Genomic DNA, 26,298 nt, shown 5'->3' with positions numbered 1-26,298 from the left:
TGCGTACATACGAGCCGCTAGTCTCAAGGCTTTGTCGCTAGTGTCGCCGATCTGCGACGTTGTTGTGGTACGAGACGGATACTCTCCAACGCTATGAAACACAGGCGCATCATAGTCACCAACTACGGCGGGCCCGATGCGCTTCACGTAGTGGAGGAGGAATGCCCCGAACCCAAGGTCGGCGAAGTGCGGGTGAGGGTGCTGGCAGCCGGTGTGGGCCAACCGGACCTAATGATGCGCGAGGGCTTTCACCCCGAAACGCCCCCGCTGCCTTTTACGCCCGGTTGGGATCTGGTCGGCATGGTGGACAAACTAGGCAGTGGGGTCTCCGGGGTTGAACCCGGTCAGATCATTGCAGCCTTGCCGATCAGCGGCGCATACGCCGAGTTCGTCTGTCTGGCTCAGCGCGAACTGGTTCCCGTGCCTCCGGGAGTGGACGTGGCCGAGGCTGTCAGCCTCGTACTGAACTACGTTACTGCGTACCAGATGTTGCATCGCTGCGCCAAAGTCGAGCCGGGTCAGCAGGTCTTGATTCACGGTGCGGCGGGCGGAGTTGGCTCGGCACTATTGCAGCTTGGGCGCCTCGCCGGGCTGCAAATGTACGGGACCTGTTCATCGCAAGATGCGATGGCGGTTTCTGGCCTGGGCGGCATACCCATTGACTATCAAAGGCTTGATTTCGTGGAAGAGATACGCCGCCTGACGGGTGACGGCGTAGACGTCGTCTTCGACGGGATCGGCGGCAGCAACATCTGGCGTTCCCGCGACGCTCTCCATCCCCGCGGGAAAGTCGTAGCCTATGGCCTTACTGCCTCGCTACGTGGGGGACGCCTGGCATCAGGTCGCTCGGGGCGTCGTAACCGCTTCCAGCGACTTGCGATTTTCGGTGTGTGCATTGTTGGAGGCTGGCTCCTCCCGGGCCGGAAGCGGGTGGTCCCCTACAGCATTCAATGGCTCAAGCGGATGAAACCGGCATTGTTCCGGCAGGACTTGACTGTTCTGCTGGACCTACTTCAACAAGAGAGAATCAAGCCGCTGATTGCTCGGAAATTCTCTCTTAGCGAGGCAAAACTTGCGCACGAGTTGCTCGGTGAGAAAGGCGTGGCCGGCAAAATCGTGCTCATGACCAACGAGGCATTGATGGGGTGACCGACGCCAAGCCCGAAAACTCGCAAGTCAGGATTGGCCTGACTGAGGCGGAAAGGGCGAGCATGTAACGCTGGCCTGCCGCAACCACAGACTTCCGTTTGCGACCCATCTCCGCCATCGACTGGGTGTCGATTCAACGACCGTTCATGCCGTCTCTACGGACAAATGATCATACCCCGTTAGTCGGAGGAAAGATCCACGGCCGCCCCGGCTTTCAAATTCTGGTTCGATCGACAAGAATAGGAGTCGGCGGTGAGTCGCCGTCACCCACAGAAAGTGCCGAATTTGGCTCAATCCTGCTACAAAGGAGATTGCCATGAGCAAGCCCTACAAGCGGTTGGACAAGAATGATGCAGCCGTTCTCTTGGTCGATCATCAGGCCGGTCTTCTCTCCCTCGTTCGCGATATCGAGCCAGACAAGTTCAAGAACAATGTTCTGGCCGTTGCAGACCTTGCCAAGTATTTCAAGCTCCCCACCGTTCTGACCACCAGTTTCGAGGATGGACCAAATGGCCCTCTGGTCCCGGAGTTGAAGCAGATTTTTCCCGATGCACCTTTCATTCCTCGGCCAGGACAAATCAATGCGTGGGACAACGAGGACTTTGTCAAAGCAGTGAAGGCCACGGGAAGGAAGCAGTTGATAATTGCCGGCGTGGTCACTGAGGTCTGCGTTGCCTTTCCAGCGCTTTCCGCGATGGCCGAAGGCTATGATGTGTTCGTCGCCACGGATGCATCGGGTACGTTCAATGAAGTAACGCGCCACTCGGCGTGGAACAGGATGGCAGAGGCTGGGGCACAGTTGATGACGTGGTTTGGTATCGCCTGCGAACTGCACCGCGACTGGAGGAATGATATCGAGGGACTTGGAACGCTATTTTCGAATCACATCCCTGATTATCGAAATCTGATCACGAGCTACACGACCGTAAAGGCAGGCCAGTAACGCAAGAGGCCTACTTCAATCAAGCCGGCCTGATCGGCGCCTCCAACGTGCTGGATATCCAGCCGTCGCTGACGCTGGTTCCCGCGGCCGGCATCAAGCTGACCTTCGCCTGTGACTTCATCTGGCGGGCAACCACGCACGACGCGGTCTACACCTCGGCGGGCATCCCGGTTCCCGGCACCGCGGGCCGCTCCGGCCAGTACAGCAGCAGCCAGCTCTCTGTGGATGTTGCATGGCAGGCGAGCCGGCATGTGCTGGTCAATGGCGGCGCCGTGTATGTGGATGAGAGCCGCACGCTGAAAGCCGTTGGCGGACACAACACGCGCTTTCTCTACCTGGCGCTCGGCTATACGTTCTGATGCGGCGGGTGCCATGCGACACATCCACAAGCTATTGAGCGCGACGAGCGGTCATGGCTGCCTGCGGCCGCGCCCGGGAGTGCGCGGCATAGCGCACGGCTTCCGGCGTCCAGCGTCCTATGCCTGGAACGCAGTGGTACAGCCACACCGGCTACCAGGCACGTCCCCAAGTACCTATGCTCAAGCCCGACAGCGTCGGCTTTTGCGGCACTGGCAAGGCGTGGCGCGGGCCCGGTATTCCAATAACAAATCGGTATGGTGACGAAAAGAAAATGCGAATGGACGCTGTGATTCGCCATTTCTAGAATCACCTCACGCTGAATGGTCGCGTAAATCCGCCGCACTAAAAGAGCGCCACCAAGAATCCACCAGATGCTGATGCCGTAAATGGGGCAGGGGTCGTTGTTGCCCGCGGTTTCGTGCACAGGGCGGGGCAGGCATCCCCGTATCGGTTCGGACAGGCGCAAGACACTGGAGACAATATGAAGAACCCCCTTGCGGGTGCCGCCTTTGCGGCGCTTGCGGCCTGCTGCACCGGCGCCTTCGCACAGAGCAATGTCACGCTCTATGGCCGGCTGAATACATCGATGGAGTATTCCGATGCGTCGACGGCTTCCGACGGCACCAAGCTGGGCGGCACCGGCCGGCTGACCAACAACCGCTCGGTCTTCGGCATGCGCGGCGAGGAATCGCTGTATGGCAGCCTCAAGGCGATCTGGCAGATCGAGAGCAATATCTCATTGGATACGGGCAGCGGACAACTGGCCAGCCGCAACACCCGCATTGGATTGGCCGGCTCAGCTGGCAGCTTTTTCATGGGCAACTGGACCACGCCCTACCTGGAAGCCACCTCGTCCTACGATCCGTTCTATCCGACCACGGCTGGCTACATGGCGCTGATCGGCAATGGCTCGACCCCGACCTCCGACAATGTCCAGGACACCAGCTCCTTCGATCGCCGCCAGAAGAACAGTGTCCATTACCGCAGCCCGAAGTGGAACGGCTTCAGCGGCGGCGTGACCTGGGGTATCAACGAAGAGCGCATTACGGTGCCGCGCAACCCGAGCCTGTGGTCGTTCGCGGGGGCCTATGACAACGGCCCGCTCAATGTCGTGTTGGCCTATGAGCGCCACAACAACTACCAGACCGCGGGACGCGACGACGAAGGTATGAAGATCGGGCTGTCGTACCAGTTCCCGACCACCAAGGTCTCGGCCATCTATGAGCGGCTGCACTACCGCACCGCCACCGGCGACCTGAAGCGCGATGCCTACTACGCGTCTGTGGTGCAGAAGCTATGGACGGGCAGCCTGCGCGCCGGCGTCGGCGTGGCCGGCAACGGCCGTGGCAACGCCACCGAGACTGTCGGCTTCTTCCGCAGCGGAGCGGATACCGGCGCGGTCCAGGCCACCCTGGGCTATGAGTACCCGCTGTCCAAGCGCACCTCGGTGTTTGGCTTCTACAGCCGCATCTTCAACAAGAAGAATGCCACCTACGACTTTGCGATCAATGAGCTGGGCATTTCCGCCGGCGCCGATCCGCAGACCGTTGCGCTGGGCATGCGCCACGTCTTCTGAGCACGGCGCACGTCAGGCCATCCCCCACGATTCCAGGAGTACCCCAATGAAATTCCAGAACATCCTGCGCGCGGCGCTTGCGACGGCGCTCTGCCTGCCGCTGCTGCACGGCGCGGCGCAAGCCGAAGCGTATCCCGACAAGCCGATCCGCATGATCGTGCCGTTTGCTGCCGGCAGCGCCACCGACCTGCTCGCACGCATCGTCAGCGCCGAGATCGGCACCAGCTCGAACATGCAGATCGTGGTGGACAACCGCCCCGGCGCGGGTGGGACCATCGGCACCGCGGTGGTGGCCAAGGCGCCCGCGGACGGCTACACGCTGCTGCTGACCTCCGCCGGGCATGCGGTCAATCCCACGCTCTATCCCAAGCTGCCGTACGACACCACCCGCGACCTGAAGGGCATCTCCACGGTGGCGACCATGCCCTACCTGCTGGTGGTCAGCGCCTCCAGCCCCTACCGCACGCTCAAGGACCTGCTGGCGGCTGCGCGCGCCAGGCCCGATTCCGTCACCTACAGCTCGGCGGGCAGTGGCAGCTCTTCGCACCTGAGCGGCGAGCTGTTCAACGTGACCGCGGGCGTGCAGACCCGGCATATCCCGTACAAGGGCGCGCCGGCGGCGATCACCGATGTGATGAGCGGGCGCGTCGACATGTTCTTCGCGCCGTCCATCACTGCGCTGCAGTTCGTCAAGGACGGCAAGCTGCGCATCCTGGGCGTGGCCACGGCGGCGCGGGTGCCGTCGCTGCCGGACGTGCCCACCATCGCCGAAGCGGGCGTGCCGGGCTATGTCTTCGATGCCTGGTTCGGCGTGCTGGCGCCCGCAGGCACGCCCAAGGATGTCGTCGCCCGCCTGAACACGGCGATGCAGCAAGCGCTCAGCGCGCCGGCGACCAAGGAGAAGCTCATTGCGCAAGGCGCCGAGGCCAAGCCCTCGACGCCGGCTGCCTTCGACAAGCTGATCGCCGCCGACATCGCCAAGCTCGAGCCCATCGTCAAGCGCTCGGGCGCACAGCCGGGCCAGTAACGCCGCCACGGCGCCCGGGGGGCCGGGCGCCACCTCTCCTGCACGAAGGGAACATCGATATGCGTTGCATTGCACGGGCCCTGGCGCATGCCATGGCCGTCGGCTGCCTGGTGGCGGCTTCGGGAGCGCAGGCGCAAGCCGGCGCGTATGCCGACCGGATCCTGGTCAATGGCACGGTACTCACCATGAACGCCACGGACACAGTGGCGCAGGCCCTGGCCATCCGCGGCGACCGCATTGCCGCGGTGGGGACCAGCCGGGACATCCGGCGCCTGGCCGGCCCGCGCACGGAGGTGATCGACCTGGGCGGGCGCACGGTCATCCCCGGCCTGATCGACACCCATATCCACGCCATTCGCGGCGGCCAGAGCTATGCCTTCGAGACCTACTGGTATGAAGGCGAGACCACCAGCCTGGCCGCGGGGCTGGGGCTGCTGCGAAAGACCGCGCTGTCGCGTGGCCCCGGCAAATGGGTGGCCGTGACAGGTTCCTGGCACCCCGACCAGTTCACCGAGAAGCGCGCGCCGACCCCTGCCGAGCTGACCGCGCTGCTGCCTGACAATCCGGCCTATGTGCAGTACCTGTACGACTATGCACTGGTCAACGCCAGGGCGATCGAAGCGCTCAAGCTCGACCAGCCGGATGCGCTGCCGCCGGGCATCCGCGTGGAGCGCGACAGCGAAGGGCGCCCCACCGGCCGGATCTTCGGCGCGATCCGGCCGCTGTCGGCGCTGTTCGGCCGCATCCTGGCGCAGAGCCAGGTCGACGCCAGGGCTAGCCTGCAATCCTTTTTCAGCCGCCTTAACAGCCTCGGCGTCACCGCGCTGATCGACCCTACCGCGGGACCGGGCCCGGCCTACGATCCGCTGTACGCGTTGTGGCGCGAGGACAGCCTGTCGCTGCGGGTCGGCTACCGCATCCCGACCATGGTCGCTGGCAACGAGGCCGAATGGTTCCGCAATACGCTGGCCTACCTGCCGCCGCGCCTGGGCGACGGCAAGCTGCGCTTCCTCGGCCCGGGCGAGATGCTGGTGTTCGGCATGGACGACGGCGTGAAGATGGGACCTGGCTTCCAGCCGTCGGCGAAGGACCGCGAGGAACTGCTCAAGGTGGCAACGTTCGCCGCCAGCCGCGGCTATCCGGTCGAGATCCATGCCTATACCGACGATGCCGCCAGCGCGATCCTCGATGTCTTCGAGGAAGTGGGCAAGTGCCATGACCTGGGCAAGCTGCGCTGGGCCATGGCCCACCTGAATACCGGCAAGCCGGAGACGTTCCGGCGCATGAAGGCGCTTGGGCTTTCCTACACGGTGCAGATGGGGCCGTACTTCGAGGCCGGCGCCATCGGCCACGCCAACGACCACCATGTGGCCGAGGCCGCGCCGCCCGTGCGCCTGGCCCTGCAGCACGGGCTGAAGGTGGCGGGCGGCACGGATGCCACGCGCATCGGCATCCCCGGCGTCTGGCGCGCGCTGGAGTTCCACGTCGGCGGCTATTCGATCGGCAAGGAAGTCAGGCGCAAGGAGGACTTCCGGCTGTCGCGGCTGGAGGCGCTGCGGCTGTACACCGCCAATGCCGCGTGGATTTCATTCGACGAGGCTTCGCGCGGCACGCTGGAGGCCGGCAAGCTGGCCGACCTGGCGGTGCTCGACAAGCCCTACCTGACCGTCCCCGTTGAAGACATCCACCGCATCCGTTCGGTGCTGACGATGGTCGACGGCAAGGTGGTCCATGCCGACGGCGGCTTTGCCGCGCGCAAGGCGCGCTAGCCATCGGCGCCGCAAGCGCACAGGAGGGAATACGCCATGCCGCACCTGATCGTCGAATACACCCACAACCTCGCGCCGGTCGTGCGCATCGATGCCTTGCTGGCCGGACTGAGCGCGGTCCTGATCGCGCAGGACGGCGCGTTTCCGGTGGGCGGCATCCGTGCGCGCGCGCTATGCCTGGAGTCCTACCGCATGGCCGACGGCAGCAGCGACGATGCCTTCGTGCACGTGACGCTGGCCGTCGCGCGGGGGCGCTCGCAGGACGTGCTCGACCGTACCGTCAGCGCCTTGTTCGATACCTTGACCGCGCATTTCGCCGAGCCATACCGGCGCCGCTACCTGGCCTTGTCGCTGGAGCTGCGGGAGTTTGCCGGTGCCTACCGGAGCCTCAACAACATCCATCAGCGCTACAACACCACGGCTGCATAGGGCGGCGGCCGCGTACCACCACAACGACAAGAAAGACCCACGGAGGAGACAGCAAATGAAGATCGGAACCATGGGGGCCGCGCTGCTTGCGCTTAGCCCGACGCTGGCCGCGGCGCAGTCCGTGACGATGTACGGCGTGATCGATACCGGCGTGGAATACGTGAACAAGGTCGGCGCGGGCGGCGACAGCCTGGTGCGCATGCCGACCCTCACCGGCACCGTGCCGTCGCGCTGGGGCCTGCGCGGCACCGAGGACCTGGGCGGCGGGCTCAAGAGCGTGTTCGTGCTGGAGTCCGGCTTCGCCCCCGATACCGGCGGTGCCAACCAGGGCGGACGGCTGTTCGGGCGGCAGGCGCTGGTGGGGCTGAGTGGCAAGTGGGGCCAGCTGTCGCTGGGGCGGCAGTACACCATGCTGTTCTGGGCCAACCTGGACTCGGACATCCTCGGCCCCAACGTGTACGGCGCGGCGTCGCTCGACAGCTACCTGCCGAATACGCGTGCCGACAATGCGGTGGCTTACAAGGGCACCTTCGGCGGGCTGACCGTCGGTGCCACCTACAGCTTCGGGCGCGATGCGATCAACGCCGGCCCCAGCCCGGCCGGCACCAATTGCGCGGGCGAGAACCCTGCCAGCAAGTCTGCCTGCCGGGAATGGTCGGCGCTGATCCGGTATGAGCACAAGGGCTGGGGCGTCACCGCTGCCTATGACTCGCTGCGCGGCGGGCCCGGCGCATTCGGCGGGCTTGGCAACAAGTCGCTGACCGACGACCGCCTGTCGCTGAGCGGCTATGTACTGCTGTCGCGCGCCAAGCTGGGCGTGGGCGTGATCCGCCGCGACAACGAAGGCAGCGCGACGCCGCGCAGCGAGCTCTGGTATGGCGGCATGGCCTACGACATCACGCCGGCCTTCACGCTGGCCGGGCAGGTCTATTACCTCAAGTTCCATGACAGCGCCAACAAGGCCATGCTGTATGCGCTGCGCGGTGCCTATGCCTTTTCCAAGCGGACTTCGGTCTATGCCACGGCTGGATTCATCGATAACGGTGGGCAGCTTGCCCAGTCAGTCAGTGCCGGGGCGGCGGGGTCCAATCCCAGGGCGGGTGGGTCGCAGTTCGGGGCGATGGTGGGGGTCAAGCACGTCTTTTAGCGGGCTGTCTGCCTTGGCGCCATGCGGTCGGGTGTCGTGCCGAGGCAGACAGGTCTGCAGGCGGCAGCGGAATGCGCTGCATGATGGCTAGGAATCGTCCTAATTTGCTGGCTTTTCGATAAACGTTGCAATCTTTGACACGTGTAACGCACGTTTTGCGGATAACATCGCCTGCGCTCCGCAGAAGGTGCTTCGCGCGTAATACGGGTGCCATGCGGTAATCCTCTCTCAGGAGGCCGCTCGCATGGGTATTCGCGACAACCTGCCTTTTCCCGCCCGCACCGTCACGGTCTCCGGCCCCGCATTGCCGGATATTCTCGGGCAATCCCCCTTCACCTTCGTGCGCCTGGAGGGCAAGGAAGGCGTCTGCGGCCTGTTCGAATACGACATCGAACTGAAGACGCCGGACAAGGCCTACAACTTCCACGGCCCGGAAGGCAACTTCGACTTGCGCGAGATGAGCGGGCGCGAGCTGACCGTGCATATCGAACTCGACGGCATGGGTACGGGGTTGGCGGGACGCATTGGCGCAGGCACTCGCGAGATCAGCGGCATTGTCGATCGTGCCCGCTACCTGCGCGCCGAAGGGCGGCACTTCGTCTACGGACTGACGCTGCGCCCCTGGCTGTGGATCGCCTCGCAGAACCGGAACAGCCGCGTCTTCGAGAACCGCACCGACATCGAGATCATCGAAGAGGTCCTGTCTGCGTACTCCTTTCCGGTTGAGCGCAGGCTCGACGTGGCGAAATACCCCAGGCGGGTCTACCGCACCCAGTGCGACGAGAGCGACTACACCTTCATCGCCCGCCTCATGCAGCACTGGGGAATATCGTGGTTCTTCGAACATTCTGACGGCAAGCACCGCCTGGTTCTGGTCGATCACGTCGGTGGCTATTTCAGCATGCCGAGCGAGGCGTACCAGGCGCTGGAAATCCATCCGCCTGGCGCCCGGGTCGATCAGGAACACCTCGATGCCTTCTCGGTTGTCGATGCCGTGGTCGCAGGCAAGTACACGACCAATGCCTACAGCTTCACCCAGCCACGCGGCAACCTGAGCGCCAGCAGTTCGGACCCGCGGGACACGGGCCTGAACACTGGCGCGCTGCATCAGGAGGTGTACGACTTCCCCAGCGAGCACGCCCAGCCCGCCACGGACAACCGCCCGTGGGACGAAGGCGACATGATCGCCCGCATCCGCATGGAGGAGATCCGTTCGCGCGGCCTGCGCTGCTTTGGCGCCGGCAACCTGCGTGCCGTGGTGCCCGGCTGCACCATGCACGTCAAGGGACACCCCCAGCACGCCGCCAACCGCGAATACGTGGTGCTCAACACCAGCCTCAGGCTGGAAGACGTGGCCGAAGCCTCTGGTGAAGGCCAGCGGTGGCACTGCCGGGTGGAATTCGAGTGTCACCCCACCCATGAGGTCTTCCGTCCGGCACTGAGCATCCCGTGGCCAGTGGTCACTGGCCCGCAAAGCGCGACGGTAGTTGGCCCCGAAGGCCATATCGTATGGCCCGACCGCTTCGGGCGCGTGCGCGTGCAGTTTCCGTGGGACCGCTTCAACAGGATGTCCTGCTGGGTACGCGTGGCGACGCCATGGGCGGGTTCGCAGTACGGCCAGGTCAGCATCCCGCGCATCGGCAGCGAAGTGCTGGTGATGTTCCTGGACGGCGGTGATCCGGACAAGCCCATCGTGATGGGCGCGGTGCCGAACAGCCTCAACATGCCGCCGTGGCAGCTACCGCATCAGCATGCGCTGACCGGCATTCGCAGCCGTGAGCATGACGGCTCCAGCAGCGGTCATCTGGTGTTCGACGATACCAAGGGGCAAATCCAGTCCCAGCTGTCCTCGGACTACCAGCGCTCGCAACTGAGCCTGGGCTACCTGAGCCGCATCGAGGACAACCGGGGTCGCCAGGATCATCGGGGCAACGGCTTCGAATTGCGCACCGATGGGCACGGTGCCGTGCGCGGCGGCGATGGCCTGCTGATCAGCACCGAGCCCCGACCCGATGCCAGGGCGCACCATAAGGACATGGGCGAGACGGTTGACCGGCTGCAGCAGGCCCAGCATGCCCACGACACCATGGGCCAGCTCGCGCAGCACCATCACGCGCAGGATGAGGAACAGCAGGACGTCGCCAAGGCGCTCAAGGCCCAAGATGAAGAAATCCGCGGTTCGGGCGAGGTCAATGGCGAGTTGACCGCGCCTCATCTCGTCCTTGCGTCGGCAGCAGGATTGGCCGCGACGACCGCCAAATCCACCCAATTGCACAGCGGCGAGCATCTGGCTGTCACGACTGGCAAGCATGCATCCATCGTCAGCAGCGGCGGCATCTTTGCCAGCGCGGCGCGACGGATTGCGCTGTTCGCGCACAGCCTCGGCATACGGCTGGTGGCCGCCACGGACCACATTGCGCTCGAAGCGCAGGATGGCGACATCAAGGGCACCGCCAAACGCAACATTCATTTCCGCGCGCTTGGCGACATCGTTTTCGAGGCCGACCAGGGCATTCTGTTCAAGGTCGGGCAGACCTATATGCGCGTGACTCCCTCGCAGATCGTCGAGGGCATGGGCGGGGTAAGGCAGATTCACGCGACCGATTTCAGTGTCGATGGCCCGGATGGCATGAACCCCAGCGCCCTGGCGCTACCACAGAGCGATTTCGATCAGGAGGTGTACTTGCATCTGCCCGACGGCTCGCCCGCCAGGAACTGGAAATTCCGGCTGACGCAATCCGACGGCAACGTGATCGAGGGCCTCACCGGCCCCGATGGGCTGACCAAGTTCCAGCAAAGCCAGGGCGCTGAAAACATCATGATTCAGATTCTGGAGTCCGCAAGTGGCCACTGATCGCATCCATCTGAAAACCGGCGAAGAGATCGGCGGACACGCCGGAGCCGTCGTTGCACTCACACCTTCGACCGACACGCGCCGCGCCAGTCTGCCGGTGCCGCCTGACAAGGTGATTCCGGTCATCTTCCTGCCGGGCATCATGGGGAGCCACCTTCGCATGAGCCGGAAGCGGCAGGAAGATCTCAAGCGCGACGACAACATTGCCTGGCGGCCGGATGACACTGGGGACACGCTTGCCCGCCGCAACGACTCTCCGGGTCGCCGGCAAATGAACTTCGATCCCGATGAAACCGAAGTGGACCGTTACGAGATCACCGAGGACGCCGGAAAGTTCGACATGACCGGCGAGGAAACGGTCAATTCCGACAAGCGGCACGCCAACGTCCCCGATGGGCTGCCCGACATCGGCTTGCTGATGAGCGCGCCGTTGCCGCCTGCCGCCGAGCAGTGGAAGGCCAAGCGTGGCAAGCACGAGGCCACCGCCGCGCAGAAGGCCCGCTGGCGCGGCTGGAGCGAAGTCATGTTCGAGACCTACGGCGAGGTGATCAAGCTGATGGAGGCTCACCTGAACGACATGCTGGTGGCCGGGGAGCTCTCGCCGGCCTGGAAGAAGGGCAAGAAGGTGGAAGTGCTGGGCGTCAACCCCGCCTATTGGGGCGGCGCCGGCGATGCGCTGACCGAGGCCGATGTCCTGCGCGTGGCGAACTGCTGGTATCCGGTCTACGCGATGGGCTACAACTGGCTGGAAAGCAATGGCACGTCCGCAAAGAAGCTGGCCAGGCGCATCGACGAAATCATCGGGATGTACAAGGCCAACGGGCGGCAGTGCAAAAAGGTGATCGTCGTCACGCACTCGATGGGTGGCCTGGTGGCCCGCGCCCTGCTGCATCCGGACTACGGCAACGCGCAGGACAAGATTCTCGGCGTCTACCATAGCGTCCAGCCTGCGCTCGGCGCCGGGGCGGCCTACAAGCGCGTGCGCACAGGGTCCGACGTGCAGGACAATCTGGTTGGGAACATTGCCCGCAATGTCATGGGCAGAACAGGCAAGGAAGTGACGGCGGTATTTGCCAATGCCTCGGGGCCGCTGGAGCTGCTGCCGACCGCCTCCTATCCGCGAGGATGGTTGCGTCTGCAGACCGGCGACTACCGACAGGCCATGGCGCTGCCGATTGCATCGGATGCACCGCTGAAGGCGTATCTGAGCGATCTGGACTTGCATCAGAAGCTGGGCGTGGACAAGCCGGCGCCGCCGATGGCGGTGGGCGATCCGGTCTACGACATCTACACGCGCAATCCGAAGTGCTGGTGGCGGCTGCTGAATCCGGATTGGATCAATCCGGCTAACAAGCCTTACGTCGATATGGATGCAGATACGGCCGCTAAGTGGAAAATCGCCGAAGCGCAGAAATTCCACAAGAAGATCAAGGACCTGTATCACCCCACGACCTATGCGAGCTACGGCGAGGACAGTTCGCAGAAATGCTACGGCAGCGTGACTTGGCGGGCGGACACTGCCGATCTGGCACCGCATGGCGACCCACTCACGTGGACCATCGAGAGCGAGGATGCCGAGGGCCGCATCGTGGTGCGCACCAGAGGCAATCAGACGCTCACCCTGCGCCTGGAGCCGCCGACAGATGCCGGGGACCAGACGGTGCCTGCCAAGGCGTCCGCCGAAGCCGTGCGCGGTACGCTATTCCGGCAAACCGGCTACGAGCATCAGGGCAGCTATCAGAATGACCAGGTGCTGGCGAGCGCGCTGTATTCGATCATCAAGATTGCCAACACTGCGCCATGGTGGGGCATATGACCCGCTGCGGCTTCACCACGATCTTGGCTGGCCTGCTGCTCGCGGGTTGCCAATCGTTTGCGTATCCGGAGAACAAGATGTCGGAACCCGTTGCACTGTCGCCGCGCTTGCAGACTCTCTTCGCCAAGACCAAACCAGTGTGCTTTGGCCGCTATGTGATGGAAGTCCCGGCGGAAGCCAAACTACTGTGGGGCTTCCAGGATTTCCCCGGCGAAATTGTGACCCATGTCGGCGCGGCAGGCAGGCTGATGGAAATGGCGGAAACATATCGCGCGGCGCAACTCGCAAAAGACAAGACGGCTGAAATCACTTACTTCGGGCGGGGGCCAACGGAACACAGTGTACAAGTTCGCTGGTTCCCAAGCGATGTCGCCAAGCAATATGGGGCCGAAGGGACCTACACCTTTGTCACGGCAGGGCCGCATCTGTATGAGTGGTCGGGCGGACGAAAGAACCCCGAACTGATTCGAGCGCTGCGTGCACGCGACAACGCAGAAATCCCCACGGCCCCCGGCGTCTGCATCGACCACGGCTTCGTCGCGGACGCGTCCGGCAGCTATCAGGAAATCTTTGGCGCAGGCATTCGGCTGCCCAGCCTGCCCGATGTGAGCTTTTCCGTGGACTCCAACAAGCTGGCCAGCGTGGACGGCGAACCTGGTCTGCTGACTTCGATTGCCGAGCAAAGGAAGTACCTGGGTAGCCGCTACCCGAAATTGACGACCCTGCGCGAGGGCAAGCGCACGGTCGGCGTCTGGCAAGGGGAAGAATCGCTGGTCCGCCGTGCGGATGGCACACATGACTTCGAGTGGGAAGCTGTTGGCAGGGAGCGAACGACGCTGCATCCGGCAGTGATCGGCGCCAAGATGTACACCAAGGTGGCGGCCAATCGCATCGGCGCTGCGGATCAGGCATCGCTGACGGACGAAGAAGCTGTAGCCCTCTGGGACAGGCTGCTGGATGGTGTGCGTTTCCGCGTGAACGCACCGCCGACGCAGACCGGTGATCCGGTCACGGTTCGGTCGGGCGAAACCACCCCGCTGTCCGGCATCTGGCGCGCCTCGCTTCCGCCCGAACACCCTCAGGCGGATTGGGTGGCCAGCAAGTCCGGCATCCTGCGGCAAAAAGGGATGCCGATGATCCGCTTCGGGCTTTTGCCGTCCGACGAAGCGCTGGTTGTCTGGACGTGGATGGGCGAGGCCAGCACATGAGCCCCCGCCGCATCATCACGGTCGGTGACATGACAGATCGCACAAGCACTACAACATGGGAGGAGCAATGATCCACCGCGCCTTGGCCATCATCAGCATGACTGCCCTGCTGATGGTGGGCGGCCAATCGTATGCCGCGCCGGAGAACGGAAAGTTGGAATCCGTAGCGATGTCACCGCGCTTGCAGACCCTCTTTGCCAAGACCAAGCAGGTTTGCTTTGGGCGCTATGCGATGGAGGTCCCGGCGGAAGCTAATCTCGGGAGTGGTGCCCAATACTTTAGTAGGGAACGTTCTACGCTGCACCCAGCTTGGATCCACGCGAATATGCGAACAGAGGTCGTCGCTGCGGACAAGGCATCGCTGAGCGACGAGGAAGCCATTGTCCTTTGGGACAAGCTACTGGAAGGCGTGCGTTTTCGAGTCAACGCGCCGCCCACCCAAACGGGCGATATGACCGACCACAATGGCGTGGTGGCCACGGGTTCCCCCAAAATACAAGCGCCGTAGCGCGGCTGCATGACGAGGTGGACTGCCCAACAGCCGCGCCCGCCAAGCGCGTCCGCTAACTATCCAAAACCTCCCCCAACAACCGACTATTAGGCCAGTTCCCATCAACCGCCAATTCCCTGGCAACATCCCTGAGCGTTTCCATCACAGCCAGCGTCGCCCGCGACGGCGGCCGCGCGGCCGCATAGCCGATCATCCGATGCAACTCCAGCCCACGAATCGGCAAGGCCTGCAGACGCTGCGCCTGCAGCTCGTCGCGTATCGCCGCGGCAAAGTGCACGGTCCAGCCGAACCCGCGCACCACCAGGCGCCTGGCCACCTCGATTGATTCGACCTCCATCGTGACTTGCAGCTCCACCCGCTGGCGCGCCGCCAGCGCTTCCAGCGCCAGGCGCACGCCTGACTTGGACACCCCAGTCAGGATCAGAGGCAGGCCCTGCAGCTGTTCAATGTCCACAGGCCCATCCCCCAGCGACGCAGCGCCCCAGGGGCCGATCGCGCACAGGCTTTCGGCAACCAGCGGCACTACCGAGACCCCGGGGCTCGACACCGGCCCGCTCAGCAGCCCGACGTCGAGCGTGCCTTGCAGCAACGCATCCTGTAGCGCGGGCGCAAAGTTCTCGACCAGTCGCAGCCGGATTTCCGGATAGCGCTGGCGCAGCGCCTCGGCCAGCGGGATGAACAGCAGCGGCGCCAGCGCCGGGGTCAGTCCCAGCGCCACCAGCCCGCGCGGCGAGGCCGCCAGGTCGGCGATGTCGACCTTGACCTGGTCGGCATAGCGCAGCAGGAAGGACGCGCGGTCCAGCAACACCAGGCCTTCCGGCGTGGGCGTGGCGCCGCGCACATGGCGTTCCAGCAGCCGCACGCCCAGCTCTTCCTCGAGCAGCCGGATCTGCCGGCTCAGCGCGGGCTGCGCGATGTGCAGCGCAGCCGAGGCGCGGCCGAAGTGCTGCAGCGTGGCCAGCACCTTGAAATAGCGAAGCTGTCGGAGATCCATCGTCATGCCTCAGGGTAGGTGCCTTATCGTGCAATCGATTGCACGATAAGGCACAAAGAAGCGGAGCCATATGGCGGCCGCCTTACAGGGGCCGGGTTGATGCCCGCACCACCAGCTCGGGAGTCAGCAGGGTCCGCGCCGTGGTGGCGATGCTGCCGTCGAGCGCGCCCAGCATCAGCGCCGCCGCGCGCGTGCCCATCTCGTAGAACGGCACGCGGATGGTGGTCAGTGCCGGCGACACCGCGTGCATCAGCAGCATGTCGTTGTGACCGACCACGGACAGGTCCGACGGACAGCTGCCGCCCGCCGCGCGCACGGCCGCATAGCAGCCGAGCGCAAGGAAATCATTGGCGGCCACGACCGCGGTGATGCGCTGCCGCCGCGACAGCAGCTGCGCGCACGCGGCCTGGCCGGCGTCTTCCGTATAAGCCGGCGCACGCTCCACCGGGCATTGGGACGCGGACAGGCCCAGGTCAGCCACTGCCTGCAGGAAGCCCGCCTCGCGTTCATGCCCGGTCGACAGGCTGGATGGCCCGGCAACATGCCCGATGCGGCGGTGGCCCAGCGCATGCAGGTGGCCGACTGCCAGCGCCATCGCCTGGCGGCTGTCGCCGACCACGCTCGACACGCGCCCCGCATCGTCGCTGCGGTTGACCATCACAATGGGCACGCCCTGCGCCAGGCAGTGCGCCACCACGGGGTCGTTGCGCTCGGCGGTGGCCAGGATCAGGCCGTCCACCTGGCGCGCCAGCAGCTGGTCGACGATAAAGGTCTGGCGCGCCTTGTCGCCGCCGGCATTGGCCACGATCGGAATATAGCGATGCCGGGACAGGGCGTTCTCGATGCCCAGTACGATCGGCGGGAACACCGGGCTGCCGATGTCAGGCACCACCACGCCGATGGTGCCTGAGCGCCGCGTGCGCAGTGCCGCCGCGATGCGGTTGGGCGAGTAGTGCAGGTCCTGTGCCGCCTTGAGCACGCGCGCCACCAGTTCGTCGCCGATGCGGTGGCGGGTCTCGGGGTTGAGCACGCGCGACACGGTCGAAGGATGGACGTCCAATGCCTCGGCGATCTGCTTGATGGTGGGTTTGCTCATCGCTGTCGTGCCATGTGCGGCAGGCTGCTTGCCATACCTTCTGGTTATCGGGATGCCGCCAAAAAGTGGATTGGACGCCGGGCTGCGGCCATTCCTAGAATCGGCCTCGATGCCGGCCAGCTTCGCGTTTGTTGTGCAATCGATTGCATTGTAATCTGCTGACTAGGCGATGCCAAGTCGCAGATCGACCCGGACCAGAAGGACATCAAGGACAAGGAGAAGCACATGAAAGGAGCGGTTTCGCTCGCCGGCAGGGCGCCGGTGTACCAGGAGTTTGACGATCCCACCCCGGCGGGCGGGCAGGTGGTAGTTGACGTAGGCGCCGCGGCGCTGTCACGGCTGGATATGGCCATTGCCGAGGGCCGGCATTACATCAAGCCGGCGGCGGGCAGCTTTGTCGTCGGGCGCGAGGGCGTGGGGCGGCTTGCGGATGGACAACGGGTCTACTTCAACGTCAACGCACCGGTCGCGCCGTTCGGCTCGATGGCGCAGCGCGCGCTGGTGGATCCGGCGCTGACCTTCCCGGTGCCGGACGGCATCGATGACGAGCGCGCCGCCGCGCTCGGCAACGCCGGCCTGGCGGCATGGCTGCCGCTGTCGTGGCGGGCGCGCATGCAGCCGGGCGAGACCGTGCTCGTGCTCGGCGCGACCGGTATCTCGGGATTGCTGGCGGTGGCCGCGGCAAAGCTGCTGGGTGCCGGCCGCGTGATCGCGGCAGGGCGCAATGTGCAGGCGCTGCAGCGCGCACGCCGGCTTGGCGCGGATGCGGTGGTGCCGCTCGACCAGCCCGGCGACTTGCTGGATGCCTATCGCAACGCGGCCGACGGCAACGTCGACATCGTGCTGGATTACCTGTGCGGCGCGCCGGCAGAGGCCGCGCTGCTGGCGCTTGGCCACGGCGGGCGGCTGGTCCATATCGGCACCACGGTGGCGCCCACCATTGCCTTTGCCGGCGCCGCGGCGCGCAAGGCGTGTTTCGACATCATGGGCTTTGCCTACTACCATGCGCCCGTCGCGGTCCAGGCGCAGGCCTATGCCGAGCTATGCCGGCATACCGCGGCAGGGCGCATGGAAATCGATATCGTCTCCGCGCCGCTGGAGGATGTCGGGCAAGTGTGGGCCGCGCAGGCCAGGGGCGCGCGCCAGCGTTTCGTGCTGGTGCCCTGAGTCGGCAGGGGTTCTTGCCAAGCGGCATCGAGCGATGCCGTTTGGTCATGACGCCGGAAGAACAAGCCCGGCCGGATCGCCGCGTCCGCGCATGGCGCCGGACTGGCGACCGCCAGCACTGCCACGATTGCGTGGACATCCAATGCTGGCGGTCGCGTGACCTGAATGAACTACGGAGCGAGCACGTCAGGGTCCGCGGCTTCGGCGCCAAGTTGCAGGGCGCCGGGCGGGCAGGTTCAACATCTCCGTGAGTCGAAAGAGGTTCAGGGCAAGGGCGGCTTGGGCAGGCGCGTCTCCCCCGGTTCGAGTTTCAGTTCGACATCGAGACGGAAGCCGCCGCCATCGACCGGCTCAAAATCGCGCAGCAGCGAGCCGACGGCGCCAAACGCCGCGTCGCTGAAGGCAAAGGGATCCAGGGCATCGAAGATCTGCGTGGTCAGTACCTTGTGCCCTGGTGCGATGGCGATGAAGTGAAGATGGGCCGGGCGCATGTGGTCGCGGTTCTGCAGGGCCAGGAGGTCGCCGCAGGGGCCGTCGATCGGGACGCCATAGCCTGAGGGCCGCACGCTCTCGAACCAGAAGCGCCCGTCGGCATCGGTCTCGAACGCGCCACGCAGGTTCATGTCCTCCTGGTGTTCGTCCTGGTTCTCGTACAGGCCGCTTGGCGCTGCCTGCCATGTCTCGACGCGCGCGCCGGCGATCGGCGTGCCGTCGATCGACACGACGCGTCCCTGCACGAACAGCGGATCGCCCGTGGTGTCCGGGGTTGCGATGTGCGCGCCGTTGGCGCGAACCGGCTGGTTCGCACGCCAGAACGGGCCGATCAGCGCGGGCTCGGTGCCGCCGGCTGCAAGCACGGCCTTGGCATCCATCAGAAGCACCAGCGTGGCAAGCCCGAGAATATCCGCCAGCAAGATGCCCTCGTGTTTTTTCGGTCCGGTGGCCTGGCCGATGCGGACCATGAAGTCCAGGCCATGGTGGAGTTCCTCATAGGTCAGTTGGACCTCTGACGCGAAGGCGTGCGCATGCCGGATAAGCGCATCAAGAATGGTCCTGGTGCGCGGGTCGTGTGTCCCGGAATTCGCTTTGAGCACGGCCTTCAGCAGTGCCTCGGGGGTGGCTGGAATCGATTGCGCGTTCGATGCGGATGGCGCGAGCGCGCTTTCTGCGGAGGCAGATGTCATGATGGTCGGCTCCTGATGATTGAAAGAGTGGATGTTGCCTGGCGAGGAGACGGACATTGGCGCCCGGTCTCAGTCGCTCTGGATACGTGCCTTGTTCGCGACTTCGGCCCGGAGCGGGACATTTTCCGCGACCCGGGCAGCGAGTTCTGTGGGCTGGCACAGCCACGGCCTCGAAGCCGAGATCGCGCGACTGTTGCCGCACTTCGCTGCTCGGCAGGATGCGACGGACGTACAGGTGGCGGCTCGGGTGCGCCTGCCGGAGCAAACAGCGCCTGTATGGTCTCGGAACGATAGCCCGCAAAGCCGGACTCGGCCAAGGTCGGAATCTGCGGCAGCCCGGGCTAGCGCCGAAGGCTACTGGGCGCTAGCACCCTGAGCGACCCGGCGGCCGTCTTCAGTCTGCGGCGCGGTGTTCCGCCTTGTCCGCTTCCGTTTCCGTGATGTAGCCGTCCTTGCCGTAGACGAGACCGGTGGCCTCGGCTGCCTTCACTACGTCCGGGTGCCAGGCAATGCGGCCGCACTCCTCGTCGGTGCCGCCGACCACCGAGTACACGACCAGGGCGTGGTCGTTAGGGTTGCGGAACCCTCTCATCACGCCGATCGGGCAGGAGATCACATCCCACTGGTTCAGCATCAGCGAGTACTGGCCCTTCTCGCCCCAGATGACTTCCATCTGGCCATTCAACGGGCAGAACACTTCCTCGGTCTTGTGCGCGTGCAGGCTGGCGCCTTGCCCGACCGGGATTTCGATAAAGGTCACGCCGAAGCGGTGGTTACCCGGAATCGCCGGCTCGACGCCTTTGTTCTCGAGCACGCCGCGGTTCATGATCTTGTAGATGTTCTTCTTCATGCCGGGCAGGCGGCTTTCGATGAAGGTCTCACCGTAAGGTTTGACCTTGCCCCAGCGCGCGATGCGGGTGGCTTCCATTTCCTGAGGAGTGGGATCCATGCTGATTCCTTGGTGCAATGAAGTTGGGAGAACGAGAGGGCGATCGCCTTCTGTCCGTGCAACTTTAAGAAGCGCCCAGCGATTAATCCATTACCATTTTTCTCGCGACTCGATAACATTTCGGTATCGAGAACTTGCAAGACTTCGGTACTTTGTCGTGACGGTATCCTGCCGGCCGATGGAATCTTCTCCCTTCAGGGAGTGGCCTGATGCTTCAGCCTTCCGCGCCGCCGCGCGCCAGCCGCGCGGCGGCGCGCAGGCTGCGCACGATGCGGTCGAAGGTGGCGGCTCGCGCCTCGTCGGTGCGCTGGCGCAAGGCGAACGACGGGTGGTAGGTGGCGATGACAAGCCGTCCCTCGTGCTCGACTGGCGTCTCCATCATTCCAGCCAGGGACACGCTCTTGCGGCCCAGCACCGCACGAGCCGCGGTGGCGCCAAGCGCGACCACGACCCTGGGCCCGACCTTCTCCAGTTCGCGCTCCAGCCACAGGCTGCAGGCCTCGATCTCCTGCTGTGCCGGCGACTTGTGCAGCCGGCGCTTGCCGCGCCATTCGAACTTGAAGTGCTTGACCGCATTGGTCATGAAGAGCTTGTCGCGGTCCAGCCCCGCGCTGGCCAGTGCTTCGTCCAGGAGGTGCCCGGCCGGGCCGACGAAGGGGGAGCCCTGCAGGTCTTCCTGCGCCCCCGGTTGCTCGCCAACCAGCATGATGCGCGCATGGGCGGCGCCGGCGCCGGGCACGCCCTGGGTGGCATTGCGCCACAACGGGCAACGCCGGCATTGGTTCAGTTCATCGCGGCTGACGGGCAGCTTCCTGTGCTCGGGCATGGGGGCACGGCGCGCTGTGCTGCTGTCGGTCTCATCCGGTGGCAGCTTCGGTCGCCGATTCTTCAGCGTCGGCCATGGCCGCGGATGCCGCATGGGGCTGGGCGCCTGGCTCGGCGGCGCGGATGCGCAGCACGGTCTGGCGTGAAGTGCTGAAGCGCCGCGCGGTCTCGCTCACTGAATTGCCCGCGGCCAGCGCGTTCAGGATCGCATGGCGCTGTTCAGGCGTGTGCTTGGGCGGGCGGCCCACCTGACGTCCCATGGCCTTGGCCGCGGCCAGGCTCTCGCGCACGCGCACGCTGCGGGCGGCGCCTTCCAGCGCGGCGACCGCACGCAGCACCTCGACCGCCTCCGGCGGCGTGGTGTTGGCCAGGTCGTCACGGGACAGCTGCACGCAATACAACGCCACCCCCAGCAGGCGGAAGCGCCGGATGGTGGCCAGCACCTCGGGCACGCTCCAGCCCAGGCTGCACAGCCGCAGTGACACGACCGAGTCGGCCGGCTGCACCTGGTGCTGCAGCGCGCGCAGGCGCGGGCGCTGCAGCGCGGGCACTGACGCGGGCTCTTCTTCCCAGAAGGCATGGCGCGCATCTACGCCATAGCCGGCCTCGCGCGCGGTTTGTAATTCGTCCATCATGGCCGGCTGGCCATCGGCACAATTGGAGTAGAGGAATGAGGTCGGCATGGTGGTGATGAACGGCGCGGACGCGCCGTCCGGTATCGGTTGCATTTCGGACAGGGATACTCCTGTTTCGGCTTACTGCGCCACGCCGCAAATTTCATGCCGCGCTTGCCCCGCACAGGGCAAAGGTGAGGGGGCTCCCAAGGCACGGTATGCAGGCAAATGAAGCCGCGGCAAGCCTGGTCCGACCGACGCGGCGCTGCGGGCACAATTACAAGGCTTCGCGCAGGAATTGCAACGACTGGCAGGTGCGCTGCCTGCGCTGGGGCGGGCACGGAATCTGCGTTCTCCCCAGCGCAAAGCCGGAGCGCCGGCAAATCCCACCAGGAGAAAGCCGTGGACAAGTCGAAGATTCCCGCAGACCAGGCCCAGGCCCTCGGCGCATTGATGGACGACCATCGCGCTGTCAAGAAGCAGTTCAAGGCGTTCAAGGACACTGAAGATCGCGACGAGAAGCAGGCGATCGCGCTGGACGTGTGCCACCAGCTCACGGTGCACGCCACCATCGAGGAGGAGATCTTCTATCCGGCGCTGCGCGGCGTCAGCGACGAGATCGACGACCTGCTGGACGAAGCCGAGGTCGAGCACCAGGTGGCGAAGGACCTGATCGCTGCGATCGAGGAGGATCCGGCCGGCGACAAGCTCGAGGCCAACTACACGGTGCTGTCAGAATACGTTGCCCACCATATCGAGGAAGAGGAGGGCGAGCTGTTCAAGAACGCGATCAAGGAAAAGGTCAACCTGCGCGACGTGGCACAGGCCATGGCGGCGCGCAAGGAAGAACTGATGCGCGAGACCGCTTGACGCGCCTGCGCCCGGGCCAGGCCGGGCGCGGCTCTTCAGCGGATTTGAAGGAGTCGCACAATGCGGCGCGTCCCGCGCCCGCGGGCGGGGCGTTACCATCACGCGGTCATCACCCGCCGTACCGCAACTGCCCCATGACCTTTGTCGTGACGGATGCCTGCATCCAGTGCCGCCATACCGATTGCGTCGAAGTCTGCCCGATGTCGTGCTTCCACGAAGGGCCCAACTTCCTCGCCATCGACCCCGACCAGTGCATCGATTGCTCGATGTGCGTGCCGCTGTGCCCGGTCGGCGCGATCTACTCGGAGCATGACCTGCCCGAGGACCAGCGCCATTTCATTGCCCTCAATGCCGAACTGTCGCGGCGCGCTGACTGGCTGCCGTTGCTCAAGGCCAAAGGGCCGATCCCCGGCCATGAGCAATGGGCCGGTCATCCTGACCGCCTCTCGTTGCTGGAGCGCTAGCGCGCCTCAGCGTAATCCGGGAACGCTTCTTCCAGCGTCAGCACGGTGCCGGTCAGCGTGCCGTCGTAGCCGGGCAGTGCATTGACGCGCTGGCGGAAGGCTTCGCTGGTAAGCGCGTCCACCGCGCCGGCCAGTGCCGCGCTGCGCAGCTTGGCGCGCTCGATCGCAAAGAAGTAGCGCTCCTTGATCACCGGCACGAACGCCAGCCCGAAGCGCCGCGCCGCGGTTTCCACGCCAAAGCCCACGTCGGCCATGCCGCTGCCGATATACGCGGCCACCGCGGCGTGGGTGAATTCACCGTTGCTGTAGCCCTCGATGCGGGCCGTGTCGATGCCGCGCGCGGCCAGCATCAGGTCCAGCAGCAGGCGCGTGCCCGAGCCCACCTGGCGGTTGACGAAGCGCACCTCGCGCCGGGTCAGGTCTTCCAGCGTGTGGATGCCAAGCGGGTTGTCCGGCCGCACGAACAGTCCCTGGCTGCGCACCGCCAGGTGCACCAGGCAGTGGGTGTCCGGCTTGAGCCAGGTGGTGAAATGCCGCCACATGCCGTGCTCGAACTCGCCCACCGGCACATGGAAGCCGGCGATATCGCAGGCGCCTTCGGCCAGTGCCGCCACGGCCTCGACGCTGCCGCAGTACTTCAGGTCGTGCCGCACCTGCTGCTCGTCGAGGAAGTCGCGCAGCGCCGCCACCGCGAAGCCGTGGCTGGCATGCAGCCGCGCCGTGGCTTCGGGCTGGTCCATCAGCTTCTTCAACTCGATCTCCAGCTCGGACGCCAGGCTGTCCAGCGTCGGCGACAGCCGCGCGCCGATCCGCTTGCTGGCCCACACCAACTGCTGCGCCAGCGGCGTCAGCGCGCTGCCGCGCCCGCGGGTCTTGTCGATCAGCGGGCCGCCGAACAGCGCCTCGGCATCGCGCAGGATGCCCCAGGCGTAGCGGTAGGACAGCGATACCGCCTGCGCCGAGTGGCTGATGCTGCCGGATTCCTCGATATGGCCGAGCAGGGCCACCAGGCGGGACACGTCCAGGGCCTCGCCACCGGGGCTGGCGTCGTCCCGGATCTGCAGGTGCGGGTGGATCGAGATGCGAATCATATGTAGAAAATAGCTTATTGAAGGGCCGCTGTCACTCTCATATAGTCCTTCAAACGGGAAAAAACGGCGACGTCACAGCCCGTAAATAGGAAAAAAATAGCATATAAGAGGCCGCGCTGCCGATCTGCGCAATGCCTCACAGGAGACGCTATGCCAGAAATTTCCCCCCACGCACCGGCATCCGCCGATGCCACGCGCATCGCCGCCATCGTGGCCGCGCGCCAGGACATACCGGGCGCCTTGCTGCCGATCCTGCATGAGATCCAGGACACACAGGGCTATATCCCCGACGCCGCCGTGCCCGTCATTGCCCGCGCGCTGAACCTGTCGCGCGCCGAGGTGCACGGCGTGATCACCTTCTACCACCATTTCCGCCAGCAGCCGGCCGGGCGCCACGTGGTGCAGGTCTGCCGCGCCGAAGCCTGCCAGTCGGTCGGCGCCGAAGCGCTGGCCGAGCATGCGCAGCGCGCACTTGGCTGTGGCTTTCATGAAACCACCGCGGACGGGCAGGTGACGCTGGAGCCGGTTTATTGCCTGGGCCAGTGCGCCTGCGGCCCCGCCGTGATGGTCGGCGAGCAGCTGCACGGCTATGTCGATGCCAGGCGCTTCGACGCGCTGGTGCGCTCGCTGCGCGAGTCGTCCGCGGAAAAGACCACGGAAGCCGCGGAGGCACAGGCATGATCACGATCACCACCATCTTCGTGCCGCGCGATTCCACCGCGCTGGCACTGGGCGCCGACGACGTCGCCCGCGCCATCGCGCGTGAAGCCGCGGCGCGCAACGAGCACGTGCGCATTGTGCGCAATGGCTCGCGCGGCATGTTCTGGCTGGAGCCGCTGGTCGAGGTGCAGACCGGAGCCGGCCGCGTGGCCTATGGCCCGGTCAGCGCCGCAGACGTGCCGGGGCTGTTCGACGCCGGCTTGCTGCAAGGCGGCGAGCACGCGCTGTCGCAGGGCGTCACCGAAGAGATCCCCTTCCTGAAGCAGCAGGAGCGCCTGACCTTCGCCCGCGTCGGCATCACCGATCCGCTGTCGCTGGACGACTACCGCGCGCATGAGGGCTTTGCCGGCCTGGAGCGCGCGCTGGCGATGCAGCCCGCCGAGATCGTGCAGGAGGTCACCGACTCCGGCCTGCGCGGCCGCGGCGGCGCGGCGTTCCCGACCGGCATCAAGTGGAAGACCGTGCTGGGCGCGCAGTCCGCGGTCAAGTACATCGTCTGCAATGCCGACGAGGGCGACTCGGGCACGTTCTCCGATCGCATGGTGATGGAAGACGACCCGTTCATGCTGATCGAAGGCATGACCATTGCCGCGCTTGCGGTGGGTGCGGAGCAGGGCTACATCTACTGCCGTTCCGAATACCCGCACGCGATTGCCGTGCTGGAAAGCGCGATTGGTATCGCCAACGCCGCCGGCTGGCTCGGCGACGACATCCGCGGCAGCGGCAAGCGCTTCCACCTCGAAGTGCGCAAGGGCGCCGGCGCCTATGTCTGCGGCGAGGAAACCGCGCTGCTGGAAAGCCTGGAAGGACGGCGCGGCGTGGTGCGCGCCAAGCCGCCGCTGCCGGCGCTGCAGGGGCTGTTCGGCAAGCCCACGGTGATCAACAACGTGATCTCGCTGGCCACCGTGCCGGTGATCCTGGCGCGCGGCGCGCAGTACTACCGCGACTACGGCATGGGCCGTTCGCGCGGCACGCTGCCGTTCCAGCTTGCCGGCAACATCAAGCAGGGCGGACTGGTGGAAAAGGCGTTCGGCGTGACGCTGCGCGAGCTGCTGGTCGACTACGGCGGCGGCACGCGCAGCGGCCGCGCCATCCGCGCGGTGCAGGTGGGCGGGCCGCTGGGCGCCTACCTGCCCGAGTCGCGCTTCGACGTGCCGCTGGACTATGAAGCCTATGCCGCGTTCGGCGGCGTGGTCGGCCACGGCGGCATCGTGGTGTTCGATGAAACCGTCGACATGGCAAAGCAGGCCCGCTACGCGATGGAGTTCTGCGCGATCGAATCGTGCGGCAAGTGCACCCCGTGCCGGATCGGCTCGACCCGCGGCGTCGAAGTGATGGACCGCATCATCGCCGGCGAGCAGCCGGTCAAGCACGTCGCCCTGGTGCGCGACCTGTGCGACACCATGCTCAACGGCTCGCTGTGCGCGATGGGCGGCATGACCCCGTACCCGGTGCTGTCCGCGCTGAATGAATTCCCCGAGGACTTCGGCCTCGCCTCCAACCCAGCCAAGGCCGCCTGAGCCAGGTCCAGCAGA

Annotated in this window: 24 protein-coding genes; 17 read left to right on the top strand and 7 right to left on the bottom strand. The window is 65.4% G+C overall.

Going from position 1 to position 26,298, the window contains the following annotated elements:
- The first annotated feature begins 93 nt into the window (after positions 1 to 93).
- The 12 genes from I6H87_RS03950 to I6H87_RS03895 all read left to right on the top strand — a co-directional run bounded on the left by I6H87_RS03950 (position 94) and on the right by I6H87_RS03895 (position 14,786).
- Complete coding sequence (locus tag I6H87_RS03950) at positions 94 to 1,149, top strand: medium chain dehydrogenase/reductase family protein (protein ID WP_011614607.1); 1,056 nt, start codon at positions 94 to 96, stop codon at positions 1,147 to 1,149.
- A 316-nt stretch (positions 1,150 to 1,465) separates the two neighbouring features.
- Positions 1,466 to 2,092 carry an isochorismate family cysteine hydrolase YcaC gene (ycaC, locus tag I6H87_RS03945; RefSeq protein WP_010811221.1) on the top strand — a complete coding sequence of 209 codons (627 nt, stop codon included), beginning with the start codon at positions 1,466 to 1,468 and terminating at the stop codon, positions 2,090 to 2,092.
- 47 nt (positions 2,093 to 2,139) lie between these two features.
- A complete protein-coding gene (locus tag I6H87_RS03940) occupies positions 2,140 to 2,451 on the top strand; it encodes an alginate export family protein (protein ID WP_010811222.1) in 312 nt (103 codons plus the stop codon).
- Between the two features lie 482 nt (positions 2,452 to 2,933).
- Positions 2,934 to 4,028 carry a porin gene (locus I6H87_RS03935; protein WP_011614608.1) on the top strand — a complete coding sequence of 365 codons (1,095 nt, stop codon included), beginning with the start codon at positions 2,934 to 2,936 and terminating at the stop codon, positions 4,026 to 4,028.
- A 46-nt stretch (positions 4,029 to 4,074) separates the two neighbouring features.
- Positions 4,075 to 5,055, top strand: coding sequence for a tripartite tricarboxylate transporter substrate binding protein (locus tag I6H87_RS03930; RefSeq protein ID WP_010811224.1), 981 nt, complete (start codon positions 4,075 to 4,077; stop codon positions 5,053 to 5,055).
- A gap of 92 nt (positions 5,056 to 5,147) precedes the next feature.
- Complete coding sequence (locus tag I6H87_RS03925) at positions 5,148 to 6,824, top strand: amidohydrolase (protein ID WP_231881379.1); 1,677 nt, start codon at positions 5,148 to 5,150, stop codon at positions 6,822 to 6,824.
- Positions 6,825 to 6,860: 36 nt separating this feature from the next.
- A complete protein-coding gene (locus tag I6H87_RS03920) occupies positions 6,861 to 7,253 on the top strand; it encodes a 5-carboxymethyl-2-hydroxymuconate Delta-isomerase (protein WP_011614610.1) in 393 nt (130 codons plus the stop codon).
- 55 nt (positions 7,254 to 7,308) lie between these two features.
- A complete protein-coding gene (locus I6H87_RS03915) occupies positions 7,309 to 8,400 on the top strand; it encodes a porin (RefSeq protein ID WP_011614611.1) in 1,092 nt (363 codons plus the stop codon).
- A gap of 244 nt (positions 8,401 to 8,644) precedes the next feature.
- Positions 8,645 to 11,254: a type VI secretion system Vgr family protein gene (locus I6H87_RS03910; RefSeq protein ID WP_011614612.1), complete on the top strand. Its 2,610-nt coding sequence runs from the start codon at positions 8,645 to 8,647 to the stop codon at positions 11,252 to 11,254.
- On the top strand, positions 11,244 to 13,070 hold the full coding sequence (locus I6H87_RS03905; protein WP_011614613.1) for an esterase/lipase family protein: 1,827 nt from the start codon (positions 11,244 to 11,246) through the stop codon (positions 13,068 to 13,070). Before I6H87_RS03910 ends, I6H87_RS03905 begins: the two co-directional genes overlap by 11 nt.
- On the top strand, positions 13,067 to 14,278 hold the full coding sequence (locus tag I6H87_RS03900; RefSeq protein WP_011614614.1) for a T6SS immunity protein Tli4 family protein: 1,212 nt from the start codon (positions 13,067 to 13,069) through the stop codon (positions 14,276 to 14,278). Before I6H87_RS03905 ends, I6H87_RS03900 begins: the two co-directional genes overlap by 4 nt.
- Positions 14,279 to 14,345: 67 nt before the next feature.
- Positions 14,346 to 14,786 (top strand): T6SS immunity protein Tli4 family protein, encoded by a 441-nt coding sequence (locus I6H87_RS03895; RefSeq protein WP_011614615.1) that lies wholly within the window; start codon positions 14,346 to 14,348, stop codon positions 14,784 to 14,786.
- A 55-nt stretch (positions 14,787 to 14,841) separates the two neighbouring features.
- On the opposite strand, the gene I6H87_RS03890 is transcribed toward I6H87_RS03895, so the two are convergent.
- Entirely contained in the window at positions 14,842 to 15,783 is a 942-nt protein-coding gene (locus I6H87_RS03890) for a LysR family transcriptional regulator (RefSeq protein WP_037025144.1), read from the bottom strand.
- Between the two features lie 82 nt (positions 15,784 to 15,865).
- The gene (locus tag I6H87_RS03885) at positions 15,866 to 16,879 is read right to left on the bottom strand and encodes a LacI family DNA-binding transcriptional regulator (RefSeq protein ID WP_010811233.1); all 1,014 of its coding nucleotides are present in this window, start codon (positions 16,877 to 16,879) and stop codon (positions 15,866 to 15,868) included.
- 225 nt (positions 16,880 to 17,104) lie between these two features.
- Between I6H87_RS03885 and I6H87_RS34785 the strand changes: the two genes are divergently transcribed.
- Positions 17,105 to 18,046, top strand: a complete 942-nt coding sequence (locus I6H87_RS34785) for a zinc-binding dehydrogenase (protein ID WP_011614616.1) — start codon at positions 17,105 to 17,107, stop codon at positions 18,044 to 18,046.
- A gap of 263 nt (positions 18,047 to 18,309) precedes the next feature.
- Here the strand turns inward: I6H87_RS34785 and I6H87_RS03875 are convergent, their stop codons facing one another.
- The 4 genes from I6H87_RS03875 to I6H87_RS03860 all read right to left on the bottom strand — a co-directional run bounded on the left by I6H87_RS03875 (position 18,310) and on the right by I6H87_RS03860 (position 21,732).
- Complete coding sequence (locus I6H87_RS03875) at positions 18,310 to 19,230, bottom strand: dioxygenase family protein (RefSeq protein WP_010811235.1); 921 nt, start codon at positions 19,228 to 19,230, stop codon at positions 18,310 to 18,312.
- A gap of 394 nt (positions 19,231 to 19,624) precedes the next feature.
- Positions 19,625 to 20,179, bottom strand: coding sequence for a cupin domain-containing protein (locus I6H87_RS03870; RefSeq protein WP_011614618.1), 555 nt, complete (start codon positions 20,177 to 20,179; stop codon positions 19,625 to 19,627).
- Positions 20,180 to 20,393: 214 nt separating this feature from the next.
- Complete coding sequence (locus tag I6H87_RS03865) at positions 20,394 to 21,005, bottom strand: UdgX family uracil-DNA binding protein (protein ID WP_041687167.1); 612 nt, start codon at positions 21,003 to 21,005, stop codon at positions 20,394 to 20,396.
- A 31-nt stretch (positions 21,006 to 21,036) separates the two neighbouring features.
- The gene (locus I6H87_RS03860) at positions 21,037 to 21,732 is read right to left on the bottom strand and encodes a recombinase family protein (protein ID WP_011614620.1); all 696 of its coding nucleotides are present in this window, start codon (positions 21,730 to 21,732) and stop codon (positions 21,037 to 21,039) included.
- A gap of 288 nt (positions 21,733 to 22,020) precedes the next feature.
- On the opposite strand from I6H87_RS03860, the gene I6H87_RS03855 reads away from it, so the two are divergent.
- A complete protein-coding gene (locus tag I6H87_RS03855) occupies positions 22,021 to 22,488 on the top strand; it encodes a hemerythrin domain-containing protein (protein ID WP_010811239.1) in 468 nt (155 codons plus the stop codon).
- A gap of 134 nt (positions 22,489 to 22,622) precedes the next feature.
- The gene (gene fdxA, locus I6H87_RS03850; RefSeq protein WP_010811240.1) at positions 22,623 to 22,952 is read left to right on the top strand and encodes a ferredoxin FdxA; all 330 of its coding nucleotides are present in this window, start codon (positions 22,623 to 22,625) and stop codon (positions 22,950 to 22,952) included.
- Here the strand turns inward: fdxA and I6H87_RS03845 are convergent.
- Entirely contained in the window at positions 22,949 to 24,043 is a 1,095-nt protein-coding gene (locus tag I6H87_RS03845) for a substrate-binding domain-containing protein (protein WP_010811241.1), read from the bottom strand. The genes fdxA and I6H87_RS03845 overlap by 4 nt on opposite strands.
- A 150-nt stretch (positions 24,044 to 24,193) precedes the next feature.
- On the opposite strand from I6H87_RS03845, the gene I6H87_RS03840 reads away from it, so the two are divergent.
- Positions 24,194 to 24,724, top strand: a complete 531-nt coding sequence (locus tag I6H87_RS03840) for a formate dehydrogenase subunit gamma (protein ID WP_011614621.1) — start codon at positions 24,194 to 24,196, stop codon at positions 24,722 to 24,724.
- Positions 24,721 to 26,283 carry a formate dehydrogenase beta subunit gene (locus I6H87_RS03835; RefSeq protein WP_011614622.1) on the top strand — a complete coding sequence of 521 codons (1,563 nt, stop codon included), beginning with the start codon at positions 24,721 to 24,723 and terminating at the stop codon, positions 26,281 to 26,283. Before I6H87_RS03840 ends, I6H87_RS03835 begins: the two co-directional genes overlap by 4 nt.
- Positions 26,284 to 26,298: the final 15 nt, after the last annotated feature.

The organism is Cupriavidus necator (assembly GCF_016127575.1).
GTDB classification, from domain to species: Bacteria; Pseudomonadota; Gammaproteobacteria; order Burkholderiales; family Burkholderiaceae; genus Cupriavidus; species Cupriavidus necator_D.
Note: the sequence above shows the minus strand (reverse complement) of the source record. Positions and strands in the feature narration are given on the sequence as shown.